Annotated in this window: 18 protein-coding genes and 1 pseudogene; 14 read left to right on the top strand and 5 right to left on the bottom strand. The window is 69.2% G+C overall.

The window, feature by feature from the left end:
• The first annotated feature begins 455 nt into the window (after window positions 1-455).
• A complete protein-coding gene (locus ACH492_RS15230; RefSeq protein ID WP_398986586.1) occupies window positions 456-1,901 on the top strand; it encodes an amino acid permease in 1,446 nt (481 codons plus the stop codon).
• A gap of 207 nt (window positions 1,902-2,108) precedes the next feature.
• Here the strand turns inward: ACH492_RS15230 and ACH492_RS15225 are convergent, their stop codons facing one another.
• Complete coding sequence (locus ACH492_RS15225; RefSeq protein ID WP_398986584.1) at window positions 2,109-2,549, bottom strand: nuclear transport factor 2 family protein; 441 nt, start codon at window positions 2,547-2,549, stop codon at window positions 2,109-2,111.
• Between the two features lie 121 nt (window positions 2,550-2,670).
• On the opposite strand from ACH492_RS15225, the gene ACH492_RS15220 reads away from it, so the two are divergent.
• Window positions 2,671-3,243 (top strand): TetR/AcrR family transcriptional regulator, encoded by a 573-nt coding sequence (locus ACH492_RS15220; RefSeq protein ID WP_398986582.1) that lies wholly within the window; start codon window positions 2,671-2,673, stop codon window positions 3,241-3,243.
• A gap of 460 nt (window positions 3,244-3,703) precedes the next feature.
• Here ACH492_RS15220 and ACH492_RS15215 read toward each other — a convergent pair whose 3' ends face one another.
• Window positions 3,704-4,885: a protein-L-isoaspartate(D-aspartate) O-methyltransferase gene (locus ACH492_RS15215; protein WP_398986580.1), complete on the bottom strand. Its 1,182-nt coding sequence runs from the start codon at window positions 4,883-4,885 to the stop codon at window positions 3,704-3,706.
• A 1,314-nt stretch (window positions 4,886-6,199) separates the two neighbouring features.
• Here ACH492_RS15215 and ACH492_RS15210 point away from each other — a divergent pair.
• Window positions 6,200-7,252: a Tat pathway signal protein gene (locus ACH492_RS15210; RefSeq protein ID WP_398986578.1), complete on the top strand. Its 1,053-nt coding sequence runs from the start codon at window positions 6,200-6,202 to the stop codon at window positions 7,250-7,252.
• Window positions 7,253-7,283: 31 nt separating this feature from the next.
• On the top strand, window positions 7,284-7,760 hold the full coding sequence (locus ACH492_RS15205) for an SAM-dependent methyltransferase (RefSeq protein WP_398986576.1): 477 nt from the start codon (window positions 7,284-7,286) through the stop codon (window positions 7,758-7,760).
• Window positions 7,761-7,794: 34 nt separating this feature from the next.
• Here the strand turns inward: ACH492_RS15205 and ACH492_RS15200 are convergent, their stop codons facing one another.
• Complete coding sequence (locus tag ACH492_RS15200; RefSeq protein WP_398986574.1) at window positions 7,795-8,049, bottom strand: hypothetical protein; 255 nt, start codon at window positions 8,047-8,049, stop codon at window positions 7,795-7,797.
• Between the two features lie 421 nt (window positions 8,050-8,470).
• Between ACH492_RS15200 and ACH492_RS15195 the strand changes: the two genes are divergently transcribed.
• Window positions 8,471-8,698 (top strand): hypothetical protein, encoded by a 228-nt coding sequence (locus ACH492_RS15195; protein WP_398986572.1) that lies wholly within the window; start codon window positions 8,471-8,473, stop codon window positions 8,696-8,698.
• A gap of 31 nt (window positions 8,699-8,729) precedes the next feature.
• Here ACH492_RS15195 and ACH492_RS15190 read toward each other — a convergent pair.
• Window positions 8,730-8,870: pseudogene (locus ACH492_RS15190) on the bottom strand (site-specific integrase); the annotation flags it as partial.
• 1 nt (window position 8,871) lies between these two features.
• On the bottom strand, window positions 8,872-10,593 hold the full coding sequence (locus ACH492_RS15185) for a dolichyl-phosphate-mannose--protein mannosyltransferase (protein WP_398986570.1): 1,722 nt from the start codon (window positions 10,591-10,593) through the stop codon (window positions 8,872-8,874).
• Between the two features lie 53 nt (window positions 10,594-10,646).
• On the opposite strand from ACH492_RS15185, the gene rsmI reads away from it, so the two are divergent.
• The 9 genes from rsmI (at window position 10,647) to ACH492_RS15140 (ending at window position 21,770) form a co-directional block, all read left to right on the top strand.
• Window positions 10,647-11,534 carry a 16S rRNA (cytidine(1402)-2'-O)-methyltransferase gene (rsmI, locus tag ACH492_RS15180; protein ID WP_398986568.1) on the top strand — a complete coding sequence of 296 codons (888 nt, stop codon included), beginning with the start codon at window positions 10,647-10,649 and terminating at the stop codon, window positions 11,532-11,534.
• A gap of 129 nt (window positions 11,535-11,663) precedes the next feature.
• Entirely contained in the window at window positions 11,664-12,179 is a 516-nt protein-coding gene (locus ACH492_RS15175; protein ID WP_398986565.1) for a hypothetical protein, read from the top strand.
• Between the two features lie 33 nt (window positions 12,180-12,212).
• A complete protein-coding gene (locus ACH492_RS15170; RefSeq protein WP_398986563.1) occupies window positions 12,213-13,112 on the top strand; it encodes a TatD family hydrolase in 900 nt (299 codons plus the stop codon).
• A 123-nt stretch (window positions 13,113-13,235) separates the two neighbouring features.
• Window positions 13,236-14,573 carry a ubiquitin-like domain-containing protein gene (locus ACH492_RS15165; protein WP_398986561.1) on the top strand — a complete coding sequence of 446 codons (1,338 nt, stop codon included), beginning with the start codon at window positions 13,236-13,238 and terminating at the stop codon, window positions 14,571-14,573.
• Window positions 14,570-15,427: a 16S rRNA (adenine(1518)-N(6)/adenine(1519)-N(6))-dimethyltransferase RsmA gene (rsmA, locus tag ACH492_RS15160; protein ID WP_398986559.1), complete on the top strand. Its 858-nt coding sequence runs from the start codon at window positions 14,570-14,572 to the stop codon at window positions 15,425-15,427. The genes ACH492_RS15165 and rsmA overlap by 4 nt, the downstream gene beginning before the upstream one ends.
• A complete protein-coding gene (locus tag ACH492_RS15155; protein ID WP_398986557.1) occupies window positions 15,424-16,317 on the top strand; it encodes a 4-(cytidine 5'-diphospho)-2-C-methyl-D-erythritol kinase in 894 nt (297 codons plus the stop codon). The genes rsmA and ACH492_RS15155 overlap by 4 nt, the downstream gene beginning before the upstream one ends.
• Window positions 16,318-16,563: 246 nt before the next feature.
• A complete protein-coding gene (locus ACH492_RS15150; protein ID WP_398986554.1) occupies window positions 16,564-17,871 on the top strand; it encodes an acyltransferase in 1,308 nt (435 codons plus the stop codon).
• Window positions 17,872-17,928: 57 nt separating this feature from the next.
• Window positions 17,929-19,734, top strand: coding sequence for an ABC-F family ATP-binding cassette domain-containing protein (locus ACH492_RS15145; protein ID WP_398986552.1), 1,806 nt, complete (start codon window positions 17,929-17,931; stop codon window positions 19,732-19,734).
• Window positions 19,735-19,961: 227 nt separating this feature from the next.
• Window positions 19,962-21,770 carry a PQQ-binding-like beta-propeller repeat protein gene (locus ACH492_RS15140; protein ID WP_398986550.1) on the top strand — a complete coding sequence of 603 codons (1,809 nt, stop codon included), beginning with the start codon at window positions 19,962-19,964 and terminating at the stop codon, window positions 21,768-21,770.
• Window positions 21,771-21,817: the final 47 nt, after the last annotated feature.

The following is a 21,817-nucleotide window of genomic DNA, read 5'->3' as shown; positions in this document are numbered from 1 at the left end:
ACCGGCTGCCGGGACCTTTGCGGTATCGCCGTCGCCGCGCTGTCGCTGTGCTCGTAGGACGAATTCCGCCGCAGATCCGCGACCACGTTTGAGCATGTGTCTGAACAGAGCTCTGGCGGGCGTGACATCTGTCCATGGTGGCCCGGCCGCGTTCGCTCCTACCTTCTGGGTACCCCGATTCCGCGCGCCGGGTCACCCCCTGGCGTTCCCTACCGTCACGTGTCCTCGCCCCCGGCGGCTCCTCGTACGCGAGCCCGATCGGCCGGGCGGCCGTCCTCACCCGACACGTGGGCACCGGCAACGGCGAGCAGGCTGCGAACAGGCAGACCTGCTGCGCCGGGTCGGCCTTCCGGCCTTCCCCGTGGTCGTCACACACCGTCGTCCCACCCGTGCTCGGCACGTGCACGACCGACAGGCCGGTTCTGCCCCGATCCTTCTCTCTGTAAGGACTGAGCATGAGTGCGCAACCCACAAACACCGACGTGGCTCCGTCACCCCGTGAGAGCAGGCAGACGCCTTCCGCGGACGGCCTCCGTCCCGGGCTCAAGAACCGTCATCTGTCGATGATCGCGATCGGCGGTGTGATCGGCGCCGGCCTGTTCGTCGGTTCCGCCTCCGGGATCGCGGCCGCCGGCCCCGGCATCCTGCTGTCCTACGCCCTGGTCGGCACGATGGTCGTCTTCGTCATGCGGATGCTCGGCGAGATGGCCGCGGCCCGCCCCACCTCCGGCTCCTTCTCCGCCTACGCCGACCGGGCACTGGGCCGCTGGGCCGGATTCTCCATCGGCTGGCTGTACTGGTTCTTCTGGGTCGTCGTCCTGGCCGTCGAGGCCACCGCAGGCGCGAAGATCCTCCAGGGGTGGGTTCCGGCGGTCCCGCAGTGGGGCTGGGCCCTCATCGTCATGGTGGTCCTCACGGCGACCAATCTGGCCTCGGTCGGCTCCTACGGCGAGTTCGAGTTCTGGTTTGCCGGGATCAAGGTCGTCGCCATCGCCGGCTTCATCTTGATCGGCGCTCTGGCGGTGTTCGGCGCACTTCCCGGCTCCGGCCACGAAGCCGCGGGCCTGGCCAATCTGACCGGCCACGGCGGGTTCCTGCCCAACGGGCCCGGGGCGATCCTCACCGGCATCCTGATGGTCGTCTTCTCCTTCATGGGAAGCGAGATCGTCACCCTCGCCGCCGGTGAGTCCGAGAACCCCCGACGCGCCGTCACCAAGGCCACCAACAGTGTGATCTGGCGGATCGGCGTCTTCTACCTCGGCTCGATCCTGGTCGTGGTCTCTCTGCTCGCATGGGACGACCCGGCGATCAAGGAGAAGGGCTCGTACGTAGCGGCGCTCGACGCGATCGGAATCCCGCACGCCGGCCAGATCATGAACGTCATCGTCCTCACCGCCGTGCTGTCCTGCCTCAACTCCGGCCTGTACACCGCCTCTCGTATGGCCTTCTCGCTCGGCGAGCGCGGCGACGCGCCCGCAGCATTCGCCCGCACGAACAGCCGCGGTGTGCCGCAGGCCGCCATTGTGGGATCGGTCGTGTTCGGCTTCGTCGCGGTCTTCTTCAACTACCAGTGGCCCGACACGGTGTTCCTGTTCCTGCTGAACTCCTCCGGTGCGGTCGCCCTGTTCGTCTGGCTGGTCATCTGCTTCACCCAGCTGAAGATGCGCGCAATCCTGCTGCGCGAGTCGCCGGACAAACTGGTCGTACGGATGTGGCTCTTCCCGTACTTGACGTGGGCGACCATCGCGATGATCTCGTTCGTCCTGGTCTACATGCTGACCGATGACGCCGCTCGCGAGCAGGTGATCCTTTCCGTACTGGTGGCAGCGCTGGTCGTGGCGACCTCGGTGGTCCGGGACCGACTGCGCACGGACACCAGGCAGGCGCTCACAAAACCGTAGTGCGCCCACCGAACCGCTCGGGCTCGCCCGGACCGGACCTGCCCGAGCGGTACGAAGGGTGACGGCAACGTTGAGAAGCCGTTGGCGTACCGAACAAGATCGTTTGGGTTTCCGCCGAGTGGGCGTGAACTCCGTCTCGGCGAGGGCGCCGGAAACGCCATGCGGGCCGGGACCTCAGGGGCCCCGGCCCGGAGCACCGCACTGGTTCTACTTGCCCTCCAGTGCAGCCACCAGCCGAGGCAGGTTGCCGCCGACCGCGATGAGGGCAAGGTGGTCGTGGTAGTCCCGGCTGCTGACGATCAGGCCGTCGCGGACCCGCAGCACCTGGATGTTGGCGGCCTCGAAAGTCCGCCCGGTCACCCGGTGGTGCACGTGGTAGTCGAACTCGGCGACGACCACCTCTGCGTCGTCGGTTTCCCGGACGACGACGTTCGCCGGGGTCAGCTCCACGGGCGAACTTGCGGAGACTTGCGCGAACCGCTCCTTGAGTGCGGCCCGCCCCTCGAGCCGGCGCGGACCGATCGGTTCGAAGACGGTCTCCACTACGGCGTCCTCGGCATAGAGCTCGGCCAGCTCCGTGAACCGTCCCGCGCTGATGCCCTCGATCAGCTTCTGGAAGACCTCGCGCGGTGACAGCGTTTCAGGCATGACCAACCTCCAGTGGGATCCGTGGATAGAATCGGACTAGCGACTCCGTTTTCACGATACGGACTGGCGACTCCGGTTGTCCAGGGTGGTTCTGCCGTCGATGGCGAAAGGTGGGAGACGGATGGGTGGCGCTCAGGAGCGCCCGCTGCGGGCGGACGCGGCCCGCAACCGGGCCAGGCTGCTGGACACCGCCACGGAGGTATTCACCACCCGCGGCGTCAGCGTGCCGACCGAGGAGATCGCCCGAACCGCCGGGGTCGGAGTCGGCACGCTCTTTAGGCACTTCCCGACCAAGGAGGCACTGCTGGAGGCAGTGATGGTGCGCAGACTGGAGACAATGGCAGCCCAGACGGCTCAGCTGGCTGCCGAGGCCGGGCCAGCCGAGGCCTTCTTCGCCTGCTTCCGCCTGGTGGTGGAACAGTCCGCGGGCAAGAACGAGTTCGCCCAGGCTCTCGCTGCGGCCGGGGTGGACGTGCACGCGTCCCTGCAGGGGCCGACCATGGAGATCCAGGCTCGGCTGGCCGATCTGCTGGCCGGGGCGCAACAGGTGGGGGCGGTCCGCCCGGAGCTGGGCCTGCCGGAGTTCATCGCCCTCCTGGCCGGTACCGGCAGGGCGATGGAACAGCTCGGAGCGGATCCGGTGCCCCGGGAGCGGATCTTCGAGGTGGTCTTCGACGGGCTGCGGCCACGCTGAACCGAAGGCGCAAACCTCCCACGGAAGTTGCCGAACGGACTGCGAGGCGCACCGCCATCGCGAGCATCAGCGACACCGACTGACCCATTGGAACCAATCGTCTGGTCTGCGAGCATCAGGCCCGCTGTGGTCAGCTTCGGCATCCGGATTGGCGAGCAATCCCGACACAATTGTGCTGCGGCAAAGTGCGGCAGCAAGGACCGCGATGACGCTCGAACGTGAGCACGACAACAGCCCCGGTACCATCGGCACCAGGGTCCTGATCAGGGCTCTCCGACCGGACCGCCCCTCATGCTGTCCAGGCTCAGGGGCGGTCCGGTCTCAGTTGTCTCTATGAGCCGCGCAGTCGCGGCAGAGCCCCGGCCATCCGCCGCGGGGGCAACGGACGACCGGGACTACTACGAGGGCTCAGCCCTCTTCCCTGCTGGCGAGGGCGCGAGCAGGGCGTCTTGAAGCGGCGTCAGGCCGGAGCCGCTATCGGTTGTTCCGGCGAGTCGAGCCAGGCGGTTTGCCCTTCCGCAGTCACGGTGAGCCCGAACCGCTCAAAGCCGGGGCGACCCTCTCGGTCCCACCAGCGCCAGCCAGCCTCTGCCTCATCCCAGAGGGGACGTTCACCCGACTGATAGACCGTCGCCTCGCCCTCGCCGTCCCGGAAGATCACTACGGCCCAGGACCTGTCGGTGAGGCTGTAGAGCCACACCGGCCGGGCGCCCTCGCGCTTGTCAGCCACCGACCGCACGCAGTCGCGGACTTGCAGCCCCACCGCGAAGTGCGACGCGTCGAAACGCCCCGTCCCGAACTCCGCGTCAGTGATCGACGTCGAGGACTTCAGTGCGTCCCCCACCCCCTCGGGCGGCACGTACTGCTCGTGCACAGGCCAGGCCATCCGCTGAGCACGGAGCTTCATGAACTCCACCGGCCCAAGAAACCGGCCCGAGGCACTGCGCCGGTCCTCAGCCGCCACCAGGCGCACGGTGGCGTCCAGATGACCGTGATTGGTGCCCCACGGAGCAAGAATCAGACCGCCGGGACGGAGCTGTTCCACCCATGCGAACGGCAAGGACCGCAGCCCGCATGTCGCAATGATCCGGTCCCAGGGAGCGCCGTCCGGGTAGCCGAGGAAGCCATCACCCGTGATCACTTCTACCGGCAGGCCAAAGCGCCGCAGCGACGCGCGCGCCGAAGCCGCAATCACTGGATCCACCTCGATACTGACCACGTTGGGTAGGCCAAGGCGGTGCCCGAGGAGAGCAGCGTTCCAGCCCGTGCCCGTTCCGATCTCCAGCACCCGGCAGCCGGCCGTCACCTCCAGATCCCGCAGCATCGAGAAGACCACCGAGGGCATTGACGCCGAACTCGTCGACAGCTCACCGGGAATGAGGCCTTCGTGGGCGCCGTCGTCCCACTGCGTGACGATCGGCACGTTGGCGTCCGCGTACCCCTGCCACGTGACCGGGTCATCGAGCCGCGACACCCCGACAGCGCCTCCCGAGGCCATGTCATGCGGCCAGATCACATCCGGGAGGAAGGCTGAGCGGGGTACCGCCGCGAAGGTCGGCACCCAATCCGAGGACAGAACCTTGGAAGCGAGCAGGGAGCGGCCCAGGGCGGCCCGCCCCCCGTCGAAGTCGAACGTCGTCACCGGTCAGGCCACCGAGCTCGGGCCACCGTCGGGCGAAGGCGGCGTGGGCGGGACCGGCCAGGGCTGGCCCGGAAGCCCGTCGCCGCCTCCACCGCCGCCACCGTTGCTGAACCACCTGTCCATGCTCAACTCTCCTCCACTCATCTCGACCTGCTGTTCATCCGCCGCGGTCGTTGGCCGGGAGACCGGGGCGGTCTAGGGGTACGACGCCATGGCCATCCCTGCGCCGAGCACGAAGCCGCACGAGCTGCTGATGGCGATGATCAGCAGCGGGCCGGCGAAGCGGCACAGGGAGGACCAGAAGCGCTTCACTGCGCCACCTCCCGGAGACGCCCGCCAGAGTTCTCGGCGAACCGTCCACGCGCATCAGACGCCGCCGCGAGAGGCACCCACTGGCCTGTCATAACGCCCGCCCCCGCTCAGACTTCAGCGGGGACAGCGACCGCGCGGGCACTGTCCGCCGACCCACACACCGAGCGCACTCACACTCCGGGTAGCGCGTCGGCTCATTCATGAGCACCACCGGCTCGCCCTCACACACGATCGATGACTGCTCCCACGTCTTCCCGGAATCACGGGAAATCCGGAGAGTCATCAACGGGCGTTGCTCCGTACCGCTGGTCCTCATCATGTGTGGCCTCCCTCCGAGGGCATCTGTGCCCGATCCAATCGACGCAACGAGTGCTCGGCAGTCGTCACGCTGCGCGGACCGAGCGGCCGGGTTGATCCCTCAACCGAGTAGTTGGCGGACACAAAGAGGAAACCGCGATCACGCATGCCCTGGGTATGGCTCAAGGCTCTGGGGGTGGTCAAAGTGATCAAAGATCATTCGCAGACTCCCTCTCGCGAATGACTCCCTGTCAGACTCGTCCGGCTGCCAAGGTGTTGCTCGTAACGTTGGTCAACGGCACGGGTGTGGGGATGCCACAGTCGCAGGTAGGTCAAAGTGATCAAAGATCGTTTAGCGATCGGGGGCGCAACATGGCGCGCGAACGAAACGAGAGTCTCGCCGCGCTGCTCGGAGAAGCAGGCTGGTCACGAGCCCAAGCGGCCAGCGCGTACAACCGCGTGGCGTTAGAGAACAACCTGAGCGATCACGCGAAGATCGGCCGCTCGCACATCAGCATGTGGGTAGGCGGCACCCAGCCCTCAGGGCCCGCACCCCTAATCTTGAGCCAGGCACTGTCCCGTCGTCTGAAGCGTGTCGTGATACCACAAGAGATCGGGCTCGCAGTTCCCACCTCGCCGGCGCAGGGGGCGCCGGAATGGCGCGTCGATCCTCTGGTCGCGCTGACCGACTTGGGGAGATCCGACTTGGACGCGGACCGACGCAACCTGCTGACGAGTGCGGTGTACTCGACCGCGGCCCTGGCACTCCCGAACGATGCGTGGTGGGCGTCGATGGCGCAGCCACCCGCCGAGCGTGCGGTTGGGAAACAGTGCGTCGGCCGCGGCGATGTGGCCACGGTTCAGGAACTGACTGTGGCGTTCTCACGTATGGACCAGAGCCGCGGAGGCGGCCACGGACGCAAGGCCCTGGTGCAGTACCTGCACTCCGACGTCCGAGACTTCCTGCACGGCCGCTTCCCCGACGAGCGCGTCAGGCGCGAGATGTTCTCCGCCGCCGCCGAGCTGTCGTACCTGTCCGGGTGGATGGCATTCGACAACGGCGAGCACGCCGTAGCCCAGAAGTACTTCGTCCTGGCCGTGAAGCTCGCCGCGCGTGCCGACGACGCCCCTCTGTCCGGACACATTCTGCGCGCCATGGCGCACCAGGCCATCGATCTCGGCTTCGCTCGCGAAGGTCTCCAGCTCGCGGAGGCCTCCGTGCACGGCGAGCGGTACGCAGCTGCCACCCCCAGGGAGCGAGCTCTGCTCGGCGTGATCCACGCGCGCGGTCTGGCCGCGAACGGGAAGAAGCAGTCTGCGGCGAAGGCACTGTTGCGCGCCGAGGACGACCTGGCCGCGGCGAGCGAAAGGATACGGGAGCCGAACCGTACGTTCTTCTTCGGCGAGGCGGCACTTGCGCACGAGACGGCCTGCACACTGCGGGACCTGGGCGACCGGCCTCGGGCCATTCGAGAGTTCCGCCACTCCGTCCGCACCCGCGGCGCAGCGTTCCGCCGTACCCATGCGGTAACGCTCGGATACCTCGGCGCGACGCAGATCGTCGGCGGGAGCGTCGAGGAGGCATGCGCAACCTGGGGCAGCGTTCTGGACTCGATGGAGGACGGGATCTACTCCGGGCGAGCCCGCCAGGCCGTCGTTGACATGCGACACCTGCTGTCCCCCTACCGACGCCGCGGCATCCCTGCCGTCACCGCGCTGGACTCCCGCGCAATGGCCTACCTCACCCAAGTAGATTGATCGCGTCACGCCACGGGATGAGGGGAAGCTCATGACGCAGTCGCTGGAGATCAAGCCCATCGGCATCGTGGTGGGCGGACGCGTCGAGCCAACGGATGACCACTGGGGCGAGACCGCGATCATCCGCCTCAACCCCGACTACCCCGTCGAAGTGGTCCAGGGGCTCGAGGAGTTCTCACACCTCCTCGTCGTCTGGCACTTCCACAAGGCATCACCCGACGACGTCGCCCTGCACGCCCGCAGCCCACGCAACAACCCCAAGTGGCCCGCCACAGGCACCTTCGTCCACCGCAACCACCGCCGCCCGAACCAACTCGCCGAGTCGTTCCCGCGCCTGCTCAAGGTCGACGGCCTTGACCTCCACGTCGCCTACCTCGACGCCATCGACGGCACGCCGATCTACGACCTGGCCCCGTACTTCAAGGAAATGGGCCCCCAAGGCGAGGTACGCGAGCCCAGTTGGCCCGCGGAAATGCTTGAGGACTACTGGGCCAAGTCCACGACCTGACTTGGGTGTAGGGCCCGCTGGCAGAGGGCAAGCGTTAGGCAGCTTCTTCTTCCATTTCCATGGCCGCTCGTTCTGCAAGCCTGACGGTCGCTTCGAGCAACTCCAGGTCGGCGTCCGTCAGCTCGCTCCCGCCTGCCGCTTCGTCCAGCCGCAGGGTCAGATCAAGGATCTCCGTACCTGGCTGACCGATTGTCCAGATCAGGATGTGCCGGTTCTGATCCCTAGGAATCCGGGCTGGCAGGTGGCGCTTCCCGCGCTCGTGCAGCTCACGGGAGATGTCTTCAACCACCCGTGACCCCAAGCGCTGATGTCCCAAGTTCAGGCGTAGTCCGTGCAGGGAGATTCTGAGCGTCGGAAGAGGCCCAGCCATCAGCTCAAGGAGTAGCTCTCGATTCCCGTGCATGATGCTTCCCCTCAGGTGGCGTGCATCGTCCCGGGCACCCCGGGACGATGGAGCCCCCAGTCTGGCGGAGCATCAGGCCCGCTGTGGTCAACTTTGGCATCCAGATTGGCGAGCAATCCCGACACAATGGCCGCTGCAAAGTCCGGCAGCAAGGACCGCGATGACGGGAGAGAGCCTGATGACATCCCCTCACTACAGGTGGCAGAGCTTCCTGCCCCCGACACTTCGCGACCGAACGGCTGGGCGAATCATGATGGCAGCCTCAGTGCTCGCCCTCGTGTGGGTAGTTGGGGGAGCGTTGGCTGACATGAGCAGTGATGAGACGCCACGCATCGATCTGCCTGGCTACGCGCAGGGGTACGAGGATGGCCGCGAGATGAACCAGATGGGTCTCTCCTCCCCCGATCGGCAGGAAGCGCAGCGAACGTGCAATCGCTCTGCCTCGGCTGTCTTCATCAGTGACGGTGAGCTTCAGCCGGAGGGCTGGCACGAGGGTTGCTTGGATGGCCTGCAAGGCAACCCTCGTCGCGATTAGCCGTCAGTTGGGGAGTCCGTCACTCGAAAGCTCAATGGGATCTGAAGAGGCTGTCTACTGCCTTCCGCGTGCGCCCCTCGCTGCTCGGCATGAGATGCGTGTACGTCCGCAGGGCAAACCCGGGGTCTTTTGGCCGGGGGATGATGCCGGCCGCCGCAAGAGCGGGCTTCCAGCTAGACCCAGGTGTCCAGCCACATTCTGTTCCGCCAGTCCTCCAGCGGGATCGTCGTGCCCGTGTACAGCGGATAGAAGTAGATGAAGTTCCAGATGATCAGCAGCACCAGCACGCCCGCGCCGATCGCCCCCAGCGCCCGCCGTCGTTCGTCCGAGCCCGGTGGGCCCAGCATCGCGCCGATCATCATCGCCACCGCCAGGCACAGGAACGGCACGAACACGACCGCGTAGAACAGGAAGATCGTGCGCTCCTGGTAGAAGAACCAGGGCACCCAGCCCGCCGCGATCGCGCAGGCGATCGCGCCCGCGCGCCAGTCGCGGCGGAACAGCCAGCGCCACAGGATGTAGCAGATCGCGAAACAGGCCGCCCACCACAGCAGCGGCGTGCCGAGCGCCAGGACCTCGCGGGCGCACTTGTCCGCCGCGTCCGACGGGCAGCCGTCCACGCCCGCCTTCGGGTCCTCGTAGAAGTACGAGACCGGGCGCCCCAGGACGATCCAGCTCCACGGGTTCGACTGGTAGGTGTGGCCAGAGGTGAGGTTGACGTGGAACTCGTAGACCTCGTTCTCGTAGTGCCACAGGCTGCGCAGCCAGTCCGGCAGCCAGGTCCAGCTGCCGCCCTTGCCGTCCGTCTGCGCCCAGTTCCGGTAGTAGCCCTTGTCGGTGACGATCCAGCCGGTCCAGGAGGCGATGTACGTGACGATCGCGACCGGCACCGTCGACACGAAGGCCGGTACGACGTCCTTCTTCAGCACCGCCTTGTACGGCTGCACCGCGCCCGCCGTCCGGCGCGCGCCCACGTCCCACGCCACCGTCAGCAGGCCGAACGCGACCATCACATAGAGGCCGTTCCACTTGGTGCCAGCCGCCAGGCCGAGCATCACGCCCGCCGCCAGGCGCCACGGACGCCAGCCGAGCCGCAGAGTCTCTGCGACCGTGGCGTCCGGGCGCAGCACGCCCTCTTCGTCGGTCGGAAGCGCCGTGGCGAGGCGTCTGCGCGCCCAGTCCCGGTCGATGAGCAGGCAGCCGAAAGCGGCCAGCACGAAGAACATCAGCACCTGGTCGAGCAGCGCGGTGCGGCTCATCACGAAGTGCAGCCCGTCCACCGCGAGCAGCGCGCCCGCCAGGCAGCCCAGGAACGTCGAGCGGAACAGCCGGCGGCCGATCCGGCACAGCATCAGCACCGACAGCGTGCCGAGCACGAAGACCATGAAGCGCCAGCCGAACGGCGTGAAGCCGAAGAAGTGCTCGCCGAGGCCGATGACCCATTTGCCGACCGGTGGATGCACCACATAGCCGGGGTCGGTCGGGATGGTGACCTTGTCCGGGTTGGCCAGGATCGCCTTGTCGATGTCCTTCGGCCAGCTGGCCTCGTAGCCCTGATTGATCAGCGCCCACGCGTCCTTGGCGTAGTACGTCTCGTCGAATATCACCGCATCTGGCTTGCCCAGATTCCAGAACCGCAGCACGCCCGCGACGAGCGCGACCAGCAGCGGCCCGCCCCAAGCCGCCATGCGCAGGAGCGGGTTCACCACCGTCGGCGGGATGCCGAAGACGGGCCACACCCGCTCGGAGGGGCGCGTGTATGGCGGCTCCAGGCGTTCGCGCAGCCCGATCACGGGCCGGGGCGCGTAGCCGAATCTGCGCAGCCGCTGCTGCCAGCCGGGCGGCTGTGGATCGGCGTCCTTGCCCTGAAGGGTCTGTGGCGCGGTACTGGTCACCGCGCCATCGTAGGGAACGCGACTGTGCGAGTCGTACGTCCGGTCCTGCGAGGATGGCGTACGTGAACGGAACGCTGGTACTCGCAGGGACCCCCATCGGCGATGTCGCGGACGCGCCGCCCCGGCTCGCCGCCGAGCTGGAGAGCGCCGACATCGTGGCCGCGGAGGACACCCGGCGGTTGCGCCGGCTCACCCAGGCCCTCGGTGTGCACACGCAGGGGCGGGTCGTGTCGTACTTCGAGGGCAATGAGTCCGCCCGTACGCCTGAGCTGGTCGAGGCGCTGGCCGGCGGCGCCCGGGTGGTGTTGGTCACCGACGCCGGAATGCCGTCCGTATCCGACCCCGGCTACCGGCTGGTCGCCGCCGCCGTGGAGAAGAACATCAAGGTCACCGCGGTACCCGGACCGTCCGCCGTGCTGACCGCGCTCGCCCTGTCCGGGCTGCCTGTGGACCGCTTCTGCTTCGAGGGCTTCCTGCCGCGCAAGGCGGGCGAGCGCCTCGGGAGGCTGCGGGAGGTCGCGCAGGAGCGGCGGACTCTGGTGTATTTCGAGGCGCCGCACCGGCTCGACGACACGCTCGCCGCGATGGCCGAGGTGTTCGGCGCCGAGCGCCGCGCCGCTGTCTGCCGCGAGCTGACCAAGACATACGAGGAGGTCAAGCGTGGCGGCCTCGGCGAGCTGGCCGCCTGGGCCGCCGACGGCGTACGCGGCGAGATCACCGTCGTTGTCGAGGGCGCGCCGGAGGCCGGACCCGGCGAGCTCGACGCGGCCGAACTGGTGCGCAGGGTGCGGGTGCGCGAGGAGGCGGGGGAGCGGCGCAAGGAAGCCATCGCGGCGGTCGCCGCGGAGGCGGGGCTTCCCAAACGCGAGGTGTTCGATGCCGTCGTCGCGGCAAAGAATGCGGATCGACCGGCCCCCGCAGACGGTAAAGGTCTATCGTGAAAAGCAAAGCGCAGACCGCGTCCTGGGCCTTGCCGGCATGGGAACGCCAAAGACCACACCAATAATCGACAGGCGCTGATGCGCTCCCGCCGGAACGGGCGTCCACTGAATCAGTGGAGAGGAGCTGGCATGAGTGAGATCACAGGCCCCGCCAAGGTCCACGAGGCGTACGCCTTCGCCTGCATGCGCTGCGGGCACGGCTGGGAGCAGTCCTACGAGATTGAGCACCACATCGACGGCTCGGGCCAGGAATACGTTGTCTACAAGGCCGACGGCCGGCGGGTGCCGTCCCCGCTTTCGAGCCCGACCTGCCCCACCTGTGGCAAACATGTCGTACGGATCATGAGGGCGGGACAGGTCTCCTCGGTCCGGGACTCGTGGATGAACATGCTGAACCCCAGCACTGCGAAGAAGCCCGTGTCGCAGACCGGGGCAGAGGCCGCCGACCGGCCGGGGCCCGCCGAGCGTGCCGATCAGCCTGCGCAGTCCGCGCAGTCCGCGCAGTCCGAGCGGTCCGCGCAGCCCGAGCGGTCCGCGGAGCCCGAGCAGTCCGCGCAGCCGGAGCCGGCCGCCGGACAGCCGGAGTCGGCCGAAGCGCCTCACCACTGGCATCTCTCCGACCTTCTGCATCCCTTCCGCAAGTGAGGCCTTGGGCGCGAGCCTCGTAGGATCGCGCCCATGAGTTCGAAGTCCGCCCCGCCGCCGCTGCCCGAACCGCTCAGCGTGCCGGTCGCCGATTCGCACACCCACCTGGACATGCAGGAGGGCACGGTCGAGGAGGCGCTCGCCCGGGCCGCCGCGGTCGGGGTGACGACCGTCGTACAGGTCGGCTGCGACATCAAGGGCTCCCACTGGGCTGCACAGACCGCTGCGGCCCACGACAGCGTGCACGCCGCGGTGGCCCTGCACCCCAATGAGGCCCCGCGCATCGTGCTGGGGGACCATGGGGGCACCTCCCAGCCCCCTGGGGCCGGGGGAGGCCGGTCGCGGCAGGGCGCCCGCGAGGCCGGTGGCGACAGCGCCCTCGACGACGCGCTCGGCGAGATCGACCGGCTGGCCGCCCTCCCGCAGGTTCGCGCCGTCGGCGAGACGGGCCTGGACTACTTCCGTACGGGCCCCGAGGGCATCGCCGCCCAGGAGCGCTCCTTCCGTGCGCACATCGAGATCGCCAAGCGGCACGACAAGGCCCTGGTCATCCACGACCGTGATGCGCATGCCGACGTGCTGCGGATCCTCGCCGAGGAGGGCGCGCCCGAGCGGACCGTCTTCCACTGCTATTCCGGTGACGCCGAAATGGCCGAAGTGTGCGCGGCAGCGGGCTACTTCATGTCCTTCGCCGGCAATGTGACCTTCAAGAACGCCCAGCCGCTGCGCGACGCCCTCGCCGCCGCCCCGCGGGAACTCGTACTCGTCGAAACGGACGCGCCCTTCCTCACGCCGGCGCCGTACCGCGGACGGCCCAATGCGCCGTATCTCATTCCGGTCACGCTGCGCGCGATGGCGGCGGTGAAGGGGCTCGACGAGGACACGCTGGCCGCGGCGATCTCGGCCAATACGGCGGAAGCGTTTGGTTACTGAGAGGCAGCGGCGGACAGGGTAGCGTCGCGACGCTGCGTAGTCGAATTGCTTTGGAGAGTGACCGAGGTCCGCTAGTGTCCCGGCCCGCAGCGCCATCAGGCGGACCGGACCTTACGGAGCGTCGTGAGCAATTCGCAGGGCAGTCACCATGCCGTACGCGGCGGTCTGAGCGCCGCCACCGGGACAGCAGAGCCGTACGAAGCGCCCGAGACGTCGTACGAGACCTACCCGCCGCCCATCGTGCCCACAGTGCCGACGCTGCCGCGCCAGGGCTCTGCCCCGGCCCCGGTCTCGGCCCCGGCAGTCTCCGGGACCGGCGGCCGCGCCGAAGCCCGCCGGGCCGCCCGCCGCCGCAAGGCAGGCGAGACGCCCGACACCCTGCGCCGGCTCGTCCCGCATGCCCTCGTCGTCGCCTTCCTGGCCGGCGGCACCTCGGCGTTCGTCGCCAGCGACAAGGCGGTGCGGCTCACCGTCGACGGCGTACCGCGCACCATGCACACCTTCGCCGACGATGTGCGGGAGCTCCTCGACGACGAGGGGCTCGACGTCAGCGCGCACGACATCGTGGCCCCCGCCCCCGCCGCGGCCCTCGCCAGCGGTGACGAGATCGTCGTCCGCTACGGCCGGCCCGTCATCCTCACCCTGGACGGGCAGCGCCAACGCGTGTGGACCACCGCCCGCACGGTCGACGGCGCACTGCGCCAGCTCGGGGTGCGCGCTCAGGGCGCGTATGTGTCCGTCTCGCGCTCCATGCCGATCTCCCGCGACGGCCTTGCCCTCGATGTGCGGACCGAGCGGACCGTGACCTTCATGGCCGACGGGCGCGAGCACACCATCCGTACGAACGCGGCGAGCGTGCGTGAGGCCCTGGACAAGGCCGGGATCGCGCTGCGCGGCGAGGACACCACGTCCGTTCCCCCCGACAGCTTCCCGCGCGACGGACAGACCGTCACCGTCATGCGGATCACCGGCACCAGGGAGGTGCGCGAGGAGCACATCGACTTCGACGTCGAGAAGGCAGAGGACCCCTCGCTGTTCTCCGGCACGGAGGTCGTCGTACAGCAGGGCAGACCGGGCGCGCGGCGGGTCACGTACACCCTGCGCACCGTCAACGGCGTCAAACAGAAGCCGCAGAAGGTCGCCGAGGAGGTGGTGCGGGAGCCGGTCGTCCAGCGGGTGAAGGTGGGCACCGAGCCGCTGCCGAACTCGGTGGCGGGTGCGGACCGGCTGAACTGGGGCGCTCTCGCGCACTGCGAGTCCGGCGGGCGGGCGGGTGCGGTCGACCCGTCGGGGACGTACGGCGGGCTGTACCAGTTCGACACCGGGACCTGGCGGTCGCTGGGCGGCAGCGGGCGGCCGCAGGACGCGCCCCCCGAGGAACAGACGTACCGGGCCAAGAAGCTCTACGTGCAACGGGGGGCGAGTCCGTGGCCGCACTGCGGCCGTAGGCTGTATCAGTGAGCACCACTGAGCCCGACGCACTCCTCGGCCCCGCCGACATCCGTGAACTGGCCGCAGCGCTGGGCGTACGCCCCACCAAGCAGCGCGGCCAGAACTTCGTCATCGACGCCAACACGGTCCGCAGGATCGTCCGTACCGCCGGGGTGCGCGAGGACGACGTGGTCGTCGAGATCGGCCCCGGGCTCGGGTCGCTGACCCTCGCCCTGCTGGAAGCGGCTGACCGGGTCGTCGCCGTCGAGATCGACGATGTGCTTGCGGGCGCGCTGCCGTCGACGATCCTGGCCCGTATGCCGCAGCGGGCCGCGCGCTTCTCGCTGGTGCACTCCGACGCGATGCTCGTCGAGGAGCTGCCGGGACCGCCGCCGACCGCGCTGGTCGCCAACCTTCCGTACAACGTCGCCGTGCCGGTCCTCCTCACCATGCTGGACCGCTTCCCGACGATCGAGCGCACGCTGGTGATGGTGCAGGCGGAGGTCGCGGACCGGCTCGCGGCGCAGCCCGGGAACAAGGTCTACGGGGTCCCGTCGGTCAAGGCCAACTGGTACGCGGACGTGAAGCGGGCGGGCTCGATCGGGCGCAATGTCTTCTGGCCCGCGCCCAATGTCGACTCTGGTCTGGTCTCGCTGGTGCGCCGCGATCCGCCGACGACATCGGCCACGAAGGCGGAGGTCTTCGCGGTGGTCGACGCCGCGTTCGCGCAGCGGCGGAAGACGCTGCGGGCGGCGCTTGCGGGCTGGGCGGGGTCGCCCGCCGCCGCGGAGACCGCACTGGTCGCGGCGGGGATCTCGCCACAGGCGCGCGGCGAGTCCCTGACGGTGGAGGAGTTCGCACGGATCGCGGAGGCCAAGGCGTGAGCGTCACGGTACGAGTGCCGGCGAAGGTCAATGTCCAGCTGGCGGTCGGCGCGGCGCGCCCCGACGGCTTCCACGACCTCGCCAATGTCTTTCTGGCCGTCGGCCTGTACGACGAGGTCACGGTGACACCGGCCGAGTCGCTGACGATCACGTGCTCCGGCCCGGACGCGTCGCAGGTCCCGCTGGACCGTACGAACCTGGCGGCCCGCGCGGCGGAACTCCTCGCCGCCCGCCATGGCATCGATCCCTCCGTCCACATCCACATCGCGAAGGACATCCCGGTCGCGGGCGGCATGGCGGGCGGCAGCGCGGACGGCGCGGGCGCGCTGCTCGCGTGCGACGCGCTGTGGGGTCTTGACTCGCCGCGCGCCGAACTCCTCGCCATCTGCGCCGAGTTGGGCAGCGACGTGCCGTTCAGTCTGGTGGGCGGTGCGGCGCTGGGCACGGGCCGTGGCGAGCAGCTGACCGAGCTCGAGGTCGGCGGAGAGTTCCACTGGGTGTTCGCGGTGGCGGACGGTGGCCTGTCGACGCCGGCGGTGTACGCCGAGTTCGACCGCCTCAACGAGGGCGTCGCGGTCCCCGCCCCGGCCGCGTCCGCGCCCCTGCTCGAGGCCCTCCGCACCGGCGACGCGAGTGCCCTGGCGGCGGCCCTGACGAACGATCTACAGTCGGCGGCCCTCTCGCTGCGCCCGTCCCTGGCCGACACCCTGACGGCGGGCACGTCGGCGGGCGCGCTGGCGGCCCTGGTCTCGGGCTCGGGCCCGACGACGGCGTTCCTGACGAAGGACGAGGAGTCGGCGGGGGCGGTGGCGGAGGCGTTGCTGCGCTCGGGCACGTGCAGGGCGGCGAGGGGGGCGGTGTCGCCGGCGGTGGGTGCGGTGCTGGTGTAGGGCGGTGGGCTTTTCCCCACCCCGCCCCTTCCCGTGACTGGGGCTCCGCGAGGACAACGCCCGAAGGGCGTTACGGGGGTCTGGGGGCTTGCCCCCAGTTCGGGAAGTGGGCCCCCAAGCCGGCCAGGGCGTCGGGGGAGGGGGTAGGGGAACCTCCCCGGCCACACCCCCACGCACCCGTACTCACCCCCAACCTGAGTACAACCGCCCTTCACCCACCCCCCACCCCCACGGCACCGTACCCCCATGGGATCAAGCGTTCGTGAGCTCGCCGCCGCCACGCCCGGTACGCGGGATCGGTACATCGACCTGTTGCGGGTCGCCTCGCTGGGGACCGTCGTGCTCGGGCACTGGCTCATGGCCGTCGTCACCGGCGACGGCGTCGGGAATCTCCTCGCCGTCGTGCCCGAGCTGCAGCTGCTCACCTGGGGCCTGCAGATCATGCCCGTCTTCTTCTTCGTCGGCGGCTTCTCGCACGCCCTCTCCTACCGCTCCCTGCGCCGCAGGCAGCCCGGCGGATCGGTCTACTCCGCCTTTCTGCGGGCCCGCCTCCAGCGGCTGCTGCGGCCCACCATGGTGTTCATCCTCGTCTGGGGCGCCGCCGCGCTGATCGTTCAACTCCTCGGCGGGGACGGCGGATTGACCGCAGTGGCCCTGCGCCTCGTTGCCCAGCCGCTCTGGTTCATCGGGATCTACCTGGCGATGGTCGCCTTCACCCCGCCGCTGCTGAAGCTGCACGAGCGCTACGGCTGGGGCGCCTTCGGCGCGCTCGTCGCGGGCGCCGCCCTCGTCGACGGGCTGCGGTTCGTCGCCCACGTGCCCTTTGTGGAGTTCCTGAACTTCGCCTTCGTCTGGCTCGCCGTCCACCAGCTCGGCTTCCTGCGCGCCGACGGCCGGATCCGCATGCCGTCGCTGCTCGCCGCGAGCGGACTGGTGGCCGCCACAGGGCTCGTCGCCCTCGGCCCGTATCCCCTGAGCATGGTCGGGATGCCCGGCGAGAAGGTCTCCAACATGGCCCCGCCCACTCTCGCCCTCCTCTGCCACGGCCTGTGGCTGGTCGGCGCGGTGGAGCTGCTCCGTACGCCCGGCACCCGTCTGCTCCGGCGCGCCGGGGTGTGGCGGGCCGTCGTCGCCGCCAACGGCATCGCGATGACCGCGTTCCTGTGGCACCTGACCGCGATGCTCGGCGTGTACGGCGCGCTGCTCGCCCTCGACGTCCCACTGCCGGAGCCCGCCTCCGCCGCCTGGTGGGCCCAGGTGCCGCTCCGTATCGCCGTGGCCGCCGCCCTGACCGCGCTGCTGGTCGCCGCCTTCCGCACTTTCGAACGCCCGGTGCAGACCACCCCGGCCACCGGTTCGGGCCCGGTCGCCGCCCTCGGCATCACTCTCTGCCTGTTCGGAGTGCTCGGCCTGTCGATGGTCGGCTTCGGCGGAATGCTGGAGGGGAAGACCGCGATGCTCGTCGCCGTACGCGTCAGCGCGCCCGCCGCGGTCGCGATGGCGCTGATCGGCTGGCTGCTCGTCGAACGGGCGGGCCGAGGCCGCCGCTCCTGAGCCCCGCCCGCGGCGACTACGCTGGGACGTCGATCCGTCCCCCCGTACAGGAGTGAAATGGCCGTCAACCTGGTCAATGTCGAGGCAGTCAGCAAGGTGTACGGAACACGTGCCCTGCTCGACGGGGTCTCCCTCGGCGTGTCCGAGGGCGACCGCATCGGCGTCGTCGGCCGCAACGGCGACGGCAAGACCACCCTCATCCGGTTGCTCGCCAAGCTGGAGGGGCCCGACACCGGACGGGTCACCCAGAGCGGCGGGCTGCGGCTCGGGGTGCTCACGCAGCACGACTCCCTCGACCCGGCGGCCACCGTCCGGCACGAGGTCATCGGCGACATGGCCGACCACGAGTGGGCCGGCAACGCTCGGATCCGCGACATCCTCACCGGGCTCTTCGGCGATCTGCACCTGCCCGGCTTCGAGCAGGGGCTCGACACGGTCATCGGCCCGCTCTCCGGCGGAGAGCGCCGCCGTATCGCGCTCGCCAAGCTCCTCATCGCCGAGCAGGACCTGATCGTCCTGGACGAGCCCACCAACCACCTCGACGTGGAGGGCATCGCCTGGCTGGCGAAGCATCTGCGGACGCGCCGCTCGGCGCTCGTCTGCGTCACCCACGACCGCTGGTTCCTCGACCAGGTCTGCACGCGGATGTGGGACGTCCAGCGCGGCTCGGTCTTCGAGTACGAGGGCGGCTACAGCGACTACGTCTTCGCGCGCGCCGAGCGCGAGCGCATCGCCGCCACCGAAGAGGCCAAGCGGCAGAACCTGATGCGCAAGGAGCTGGCCTGGCTGCGGCGCGGCGCCCCTGCCCGTACGTCCAAGCCGCGCTACCGCATCGAGGCCGCCAACGAGCTGATCGCCGATGTGCCGCCGCCCCGGGACACCAGCGAACTGATGAAGTTCGCCAACGCCCGCCTCGGCAGGACCGTCTTCGACCTGGAGGACGTGACCGTCCAGGCCGGGCCGAAGCTGCTGCTGAAGCGTCTGACCTGGCAGCTCGGCCCCGGCGACCGCATCGGTCTGGTCGGCGTCAACGGCGCGGGCAAGACCTCGCTGCTGCGCGCGCTCACCGAGGCCGCCCGCAGCGGCGGCGATGTGCAGCCCGCGGCCGGGCGGATCGTCGTCGGCAGGACGGTGAAGCTGGCCTACCTCTCGCAGGAGGTCGGCGAACTCAACCCCGCCCTACGGGTGTTGGAGGCCGTACAGCAGGTACGGGACCGCGTCGACCTCGGCAAGGGCCGGGAGATGACCGCGGGCCAGCTGTGCGAGCAGTTCGGCTTCACCAAGGAGAAGCAGTGGACGCCCGTCGGCGACCTGTCCGGCGGTGAGCGCCGCCGGCTCCAGATCCTGCGGCTGCTGATGGACGAGCCGAACGTCCTCTTCCTCGACGAGCCCACCAACGACCTCGACATCGAGACCCTCACCCAGCTCGAGGACCTGCTCGACGGCTGGCCGGGTTCGATGGTCGTCATCTCCCACGACCGGTTCTTCATCGAGCGGACGACGGACAAGACGTACGCGCTGCTGGGCGACGCCACTTTGCGGATGCTGCCGCGCGGCATCGACGAGTACCTGGAGCGCAGGCAGAAGATGATCGAGGCCGCCGCCCCGGCGCCGGCCGCCGCGCCCGCCGCGCCGACGTCCGAGAAGTCCGCGGCGGACGTGCGCGCCGCGAAGAAGGAACTTCAGAGGATCGAGCGGCAGTTGAACAAGATCTCCGACCGGGAGACCGGCCTGCACGCCCAAATCGCGGACAACGCCACCGACTTCGAGAAGGTGGCGAAACTGGACGCGGAACTGCGTGAACTGATCCGCGAGCGCGACGAGTTGGAGATGCGCTGGCTGGAGCTGGCCGAGGATGCGTAGAGGCGGCGTGCAGGTCTCGTAACGAGGGCATCACGGGCCGGTCCTCCCTTGGGAACAGGGGCGGACCGGCCCCTCGTTGTAGGGACCCCGAGTGATAGAAATAAGCCCCGCTCGACTGACTTGATACAGCGGATCCATGTCCGAAACGCTCCTTTCCGGGTCAAGTGCCTGCCGGAATAGCGGGGGAGACCGGCCGGGCAACGGACCGTATGAAGGGGGAAGCGCTGATGACTCAGCCGCCCAGCCAGCAACCGCCGCAGGGAGGCTACGGGGGAGCTCCTCAGGGCCCTCCGCCCGGCGTGCCCCAACCGCCCGCGCAGCCGCCGCAGATGCCGCCCGCTCCCCAGGGCCCGCCGCAGATGCCGCCCACGCCGCCGGCCGACGCTCCGGCTCCGGCACCGGCTCCCGGTTACGGATATCCGCAGACGCCGCCCGGACAGCCCGGCTACGGCTACCCGCAGCAGGCCCCCGGCCAGCCCGGTCCGTACAACCAGCCGCCCGGCCCGTACAACCAGCAGCCGGGTCCCTACTCCGGCTACCCGACGCAGCCGCAGTATCCGGGCGCGCCCGTCCCGCCCGGCGGCAGCGGCGGCGGCAACTTCTTCACGAGCAAGCCCGGCATCATCATCGCCGCGGCTGTGGCCGGACTGCTGGTGATCGGCGGCGGCACCTGGTTCGCGCTCAGCGGCGGTGACGACAAGAAGGACGACAAGAACGTCAGCAAGAGCGATGACCCCAAGCCCTCCGGCTCGGAGTCCGTCGACCAGGGTGACGGCAGCGGTGACGGCCGCGAGGCCAACGACGACCTGAACGCCGGGCGCAAGCCGGGCGAGGCGAAGGTCATGTTCCTTACGAAGAACGACGTCGACCTGCCGCGCAACGGCGCCGAGGTGTTCGGCCCGTGGGTGGTCGGCGACACCGTCGTCAAGGGCATGTACAAGGAGGTCGTCGGCTACTCGGCGACCGACGGCACGAAGAAGTGGACCCTGCCGCTCGGCACCGAGATCTGCTCCGCGCCGAGCCAGACCACGGTCGACGGCAAGATTGTCGTGGGCATCAAGGACGGCCTCACCGAGAAGTCCAAGTGCCTCGATCTGCAGATGATCGATCTCAAGACCGGCAAGGCGGGCTGGAAGAAGCCGATACCGAAGGCCAGCGGCGCCTTCAGCTCGCTCTCCGACTTCACCCTTTCGATCAGTGGCAACACCCTTGCTGCCGGTGGCACCGGCAACTCCTACGGCTTCTCGATCGCCGACGGCCGTCAGCTCTTCAAGGGACCGACCGAGGGCTGCAAGCCGTTCGCCTTCGCCGGCGGCCCCAAGCTGCTCGCCGCCGCCAGCTGCCCGACGTCGGACTACAACAAGCCCAAGCACCAGCTGTCGGAGGTCGATCCCACCACCGGCAAAGCCAAGTGGACGTACAACGCCCCCGCCGGCTGGGAGATCGACAAGGTCTTCTCCGCCAGCCCGCTCGTCGTCTCCCTGACGCAGCGTGAGCCGAAGAAGTGGTCGATCGTCGCGCTCAAGGACAACGGCACGCTGCGCTCGCAGATCGACGGCGGCAAGGACAAGTTCCAGCCGCGCTGCGGCGGCGCGTTCGTGATCTTCGGCCAGAACCTCGAGGGCTGCACCGGTGTTGCCGCCGACGCCACGAACTTCTACATGGCCACCGAGACCGCCTACGGCACCGCCAACGAGGTCGTCGCCTTCAGCCTCGACACCGGCAAGGCCAAGTGGCGTTCGTCCGCCGACGGCAAGCGCCAGATGACGCCGCTGCGCACGGAGGACGGGAACGTTCTCGTCTACATGAACGCGTCGTACGACGCGGGCGGTGCGGTCGCCACGATCGCACCGACGGGTGGCGCGCCGAAGGTGCTGCTGCAGCACCCGGCCTCGACCGCCCAGATCGAGAGCTCCTTCTACTCCCCGAAGTTGGTGTACTCGGAAGGCCGGTTCTTCATGGCCAGCGGCCGGGTCAGCGCCAGCAACGACGCGGAGGAGAAGGAGACGAAGACCATGATGGCCTTCGGCAAGTGACGCGTCCTGAGCCTTCCGACCCACTTCCCTTCTCCACGCATCCTTTC

This window comes from Streptomyces sp. NPDC019443 (assembly GCF_044389785.1).
Classification (GTDB): Bacteria; Actinomycetota; Actinomycetes; order Streptomycetales; family Streptomycetaceae; genus Streptomyces.
The sequence above is the reverse complement of the archived record's forward strand: the minus strand, read 5'-3'. Positions and strand labels throughout refer to the sequence as shown.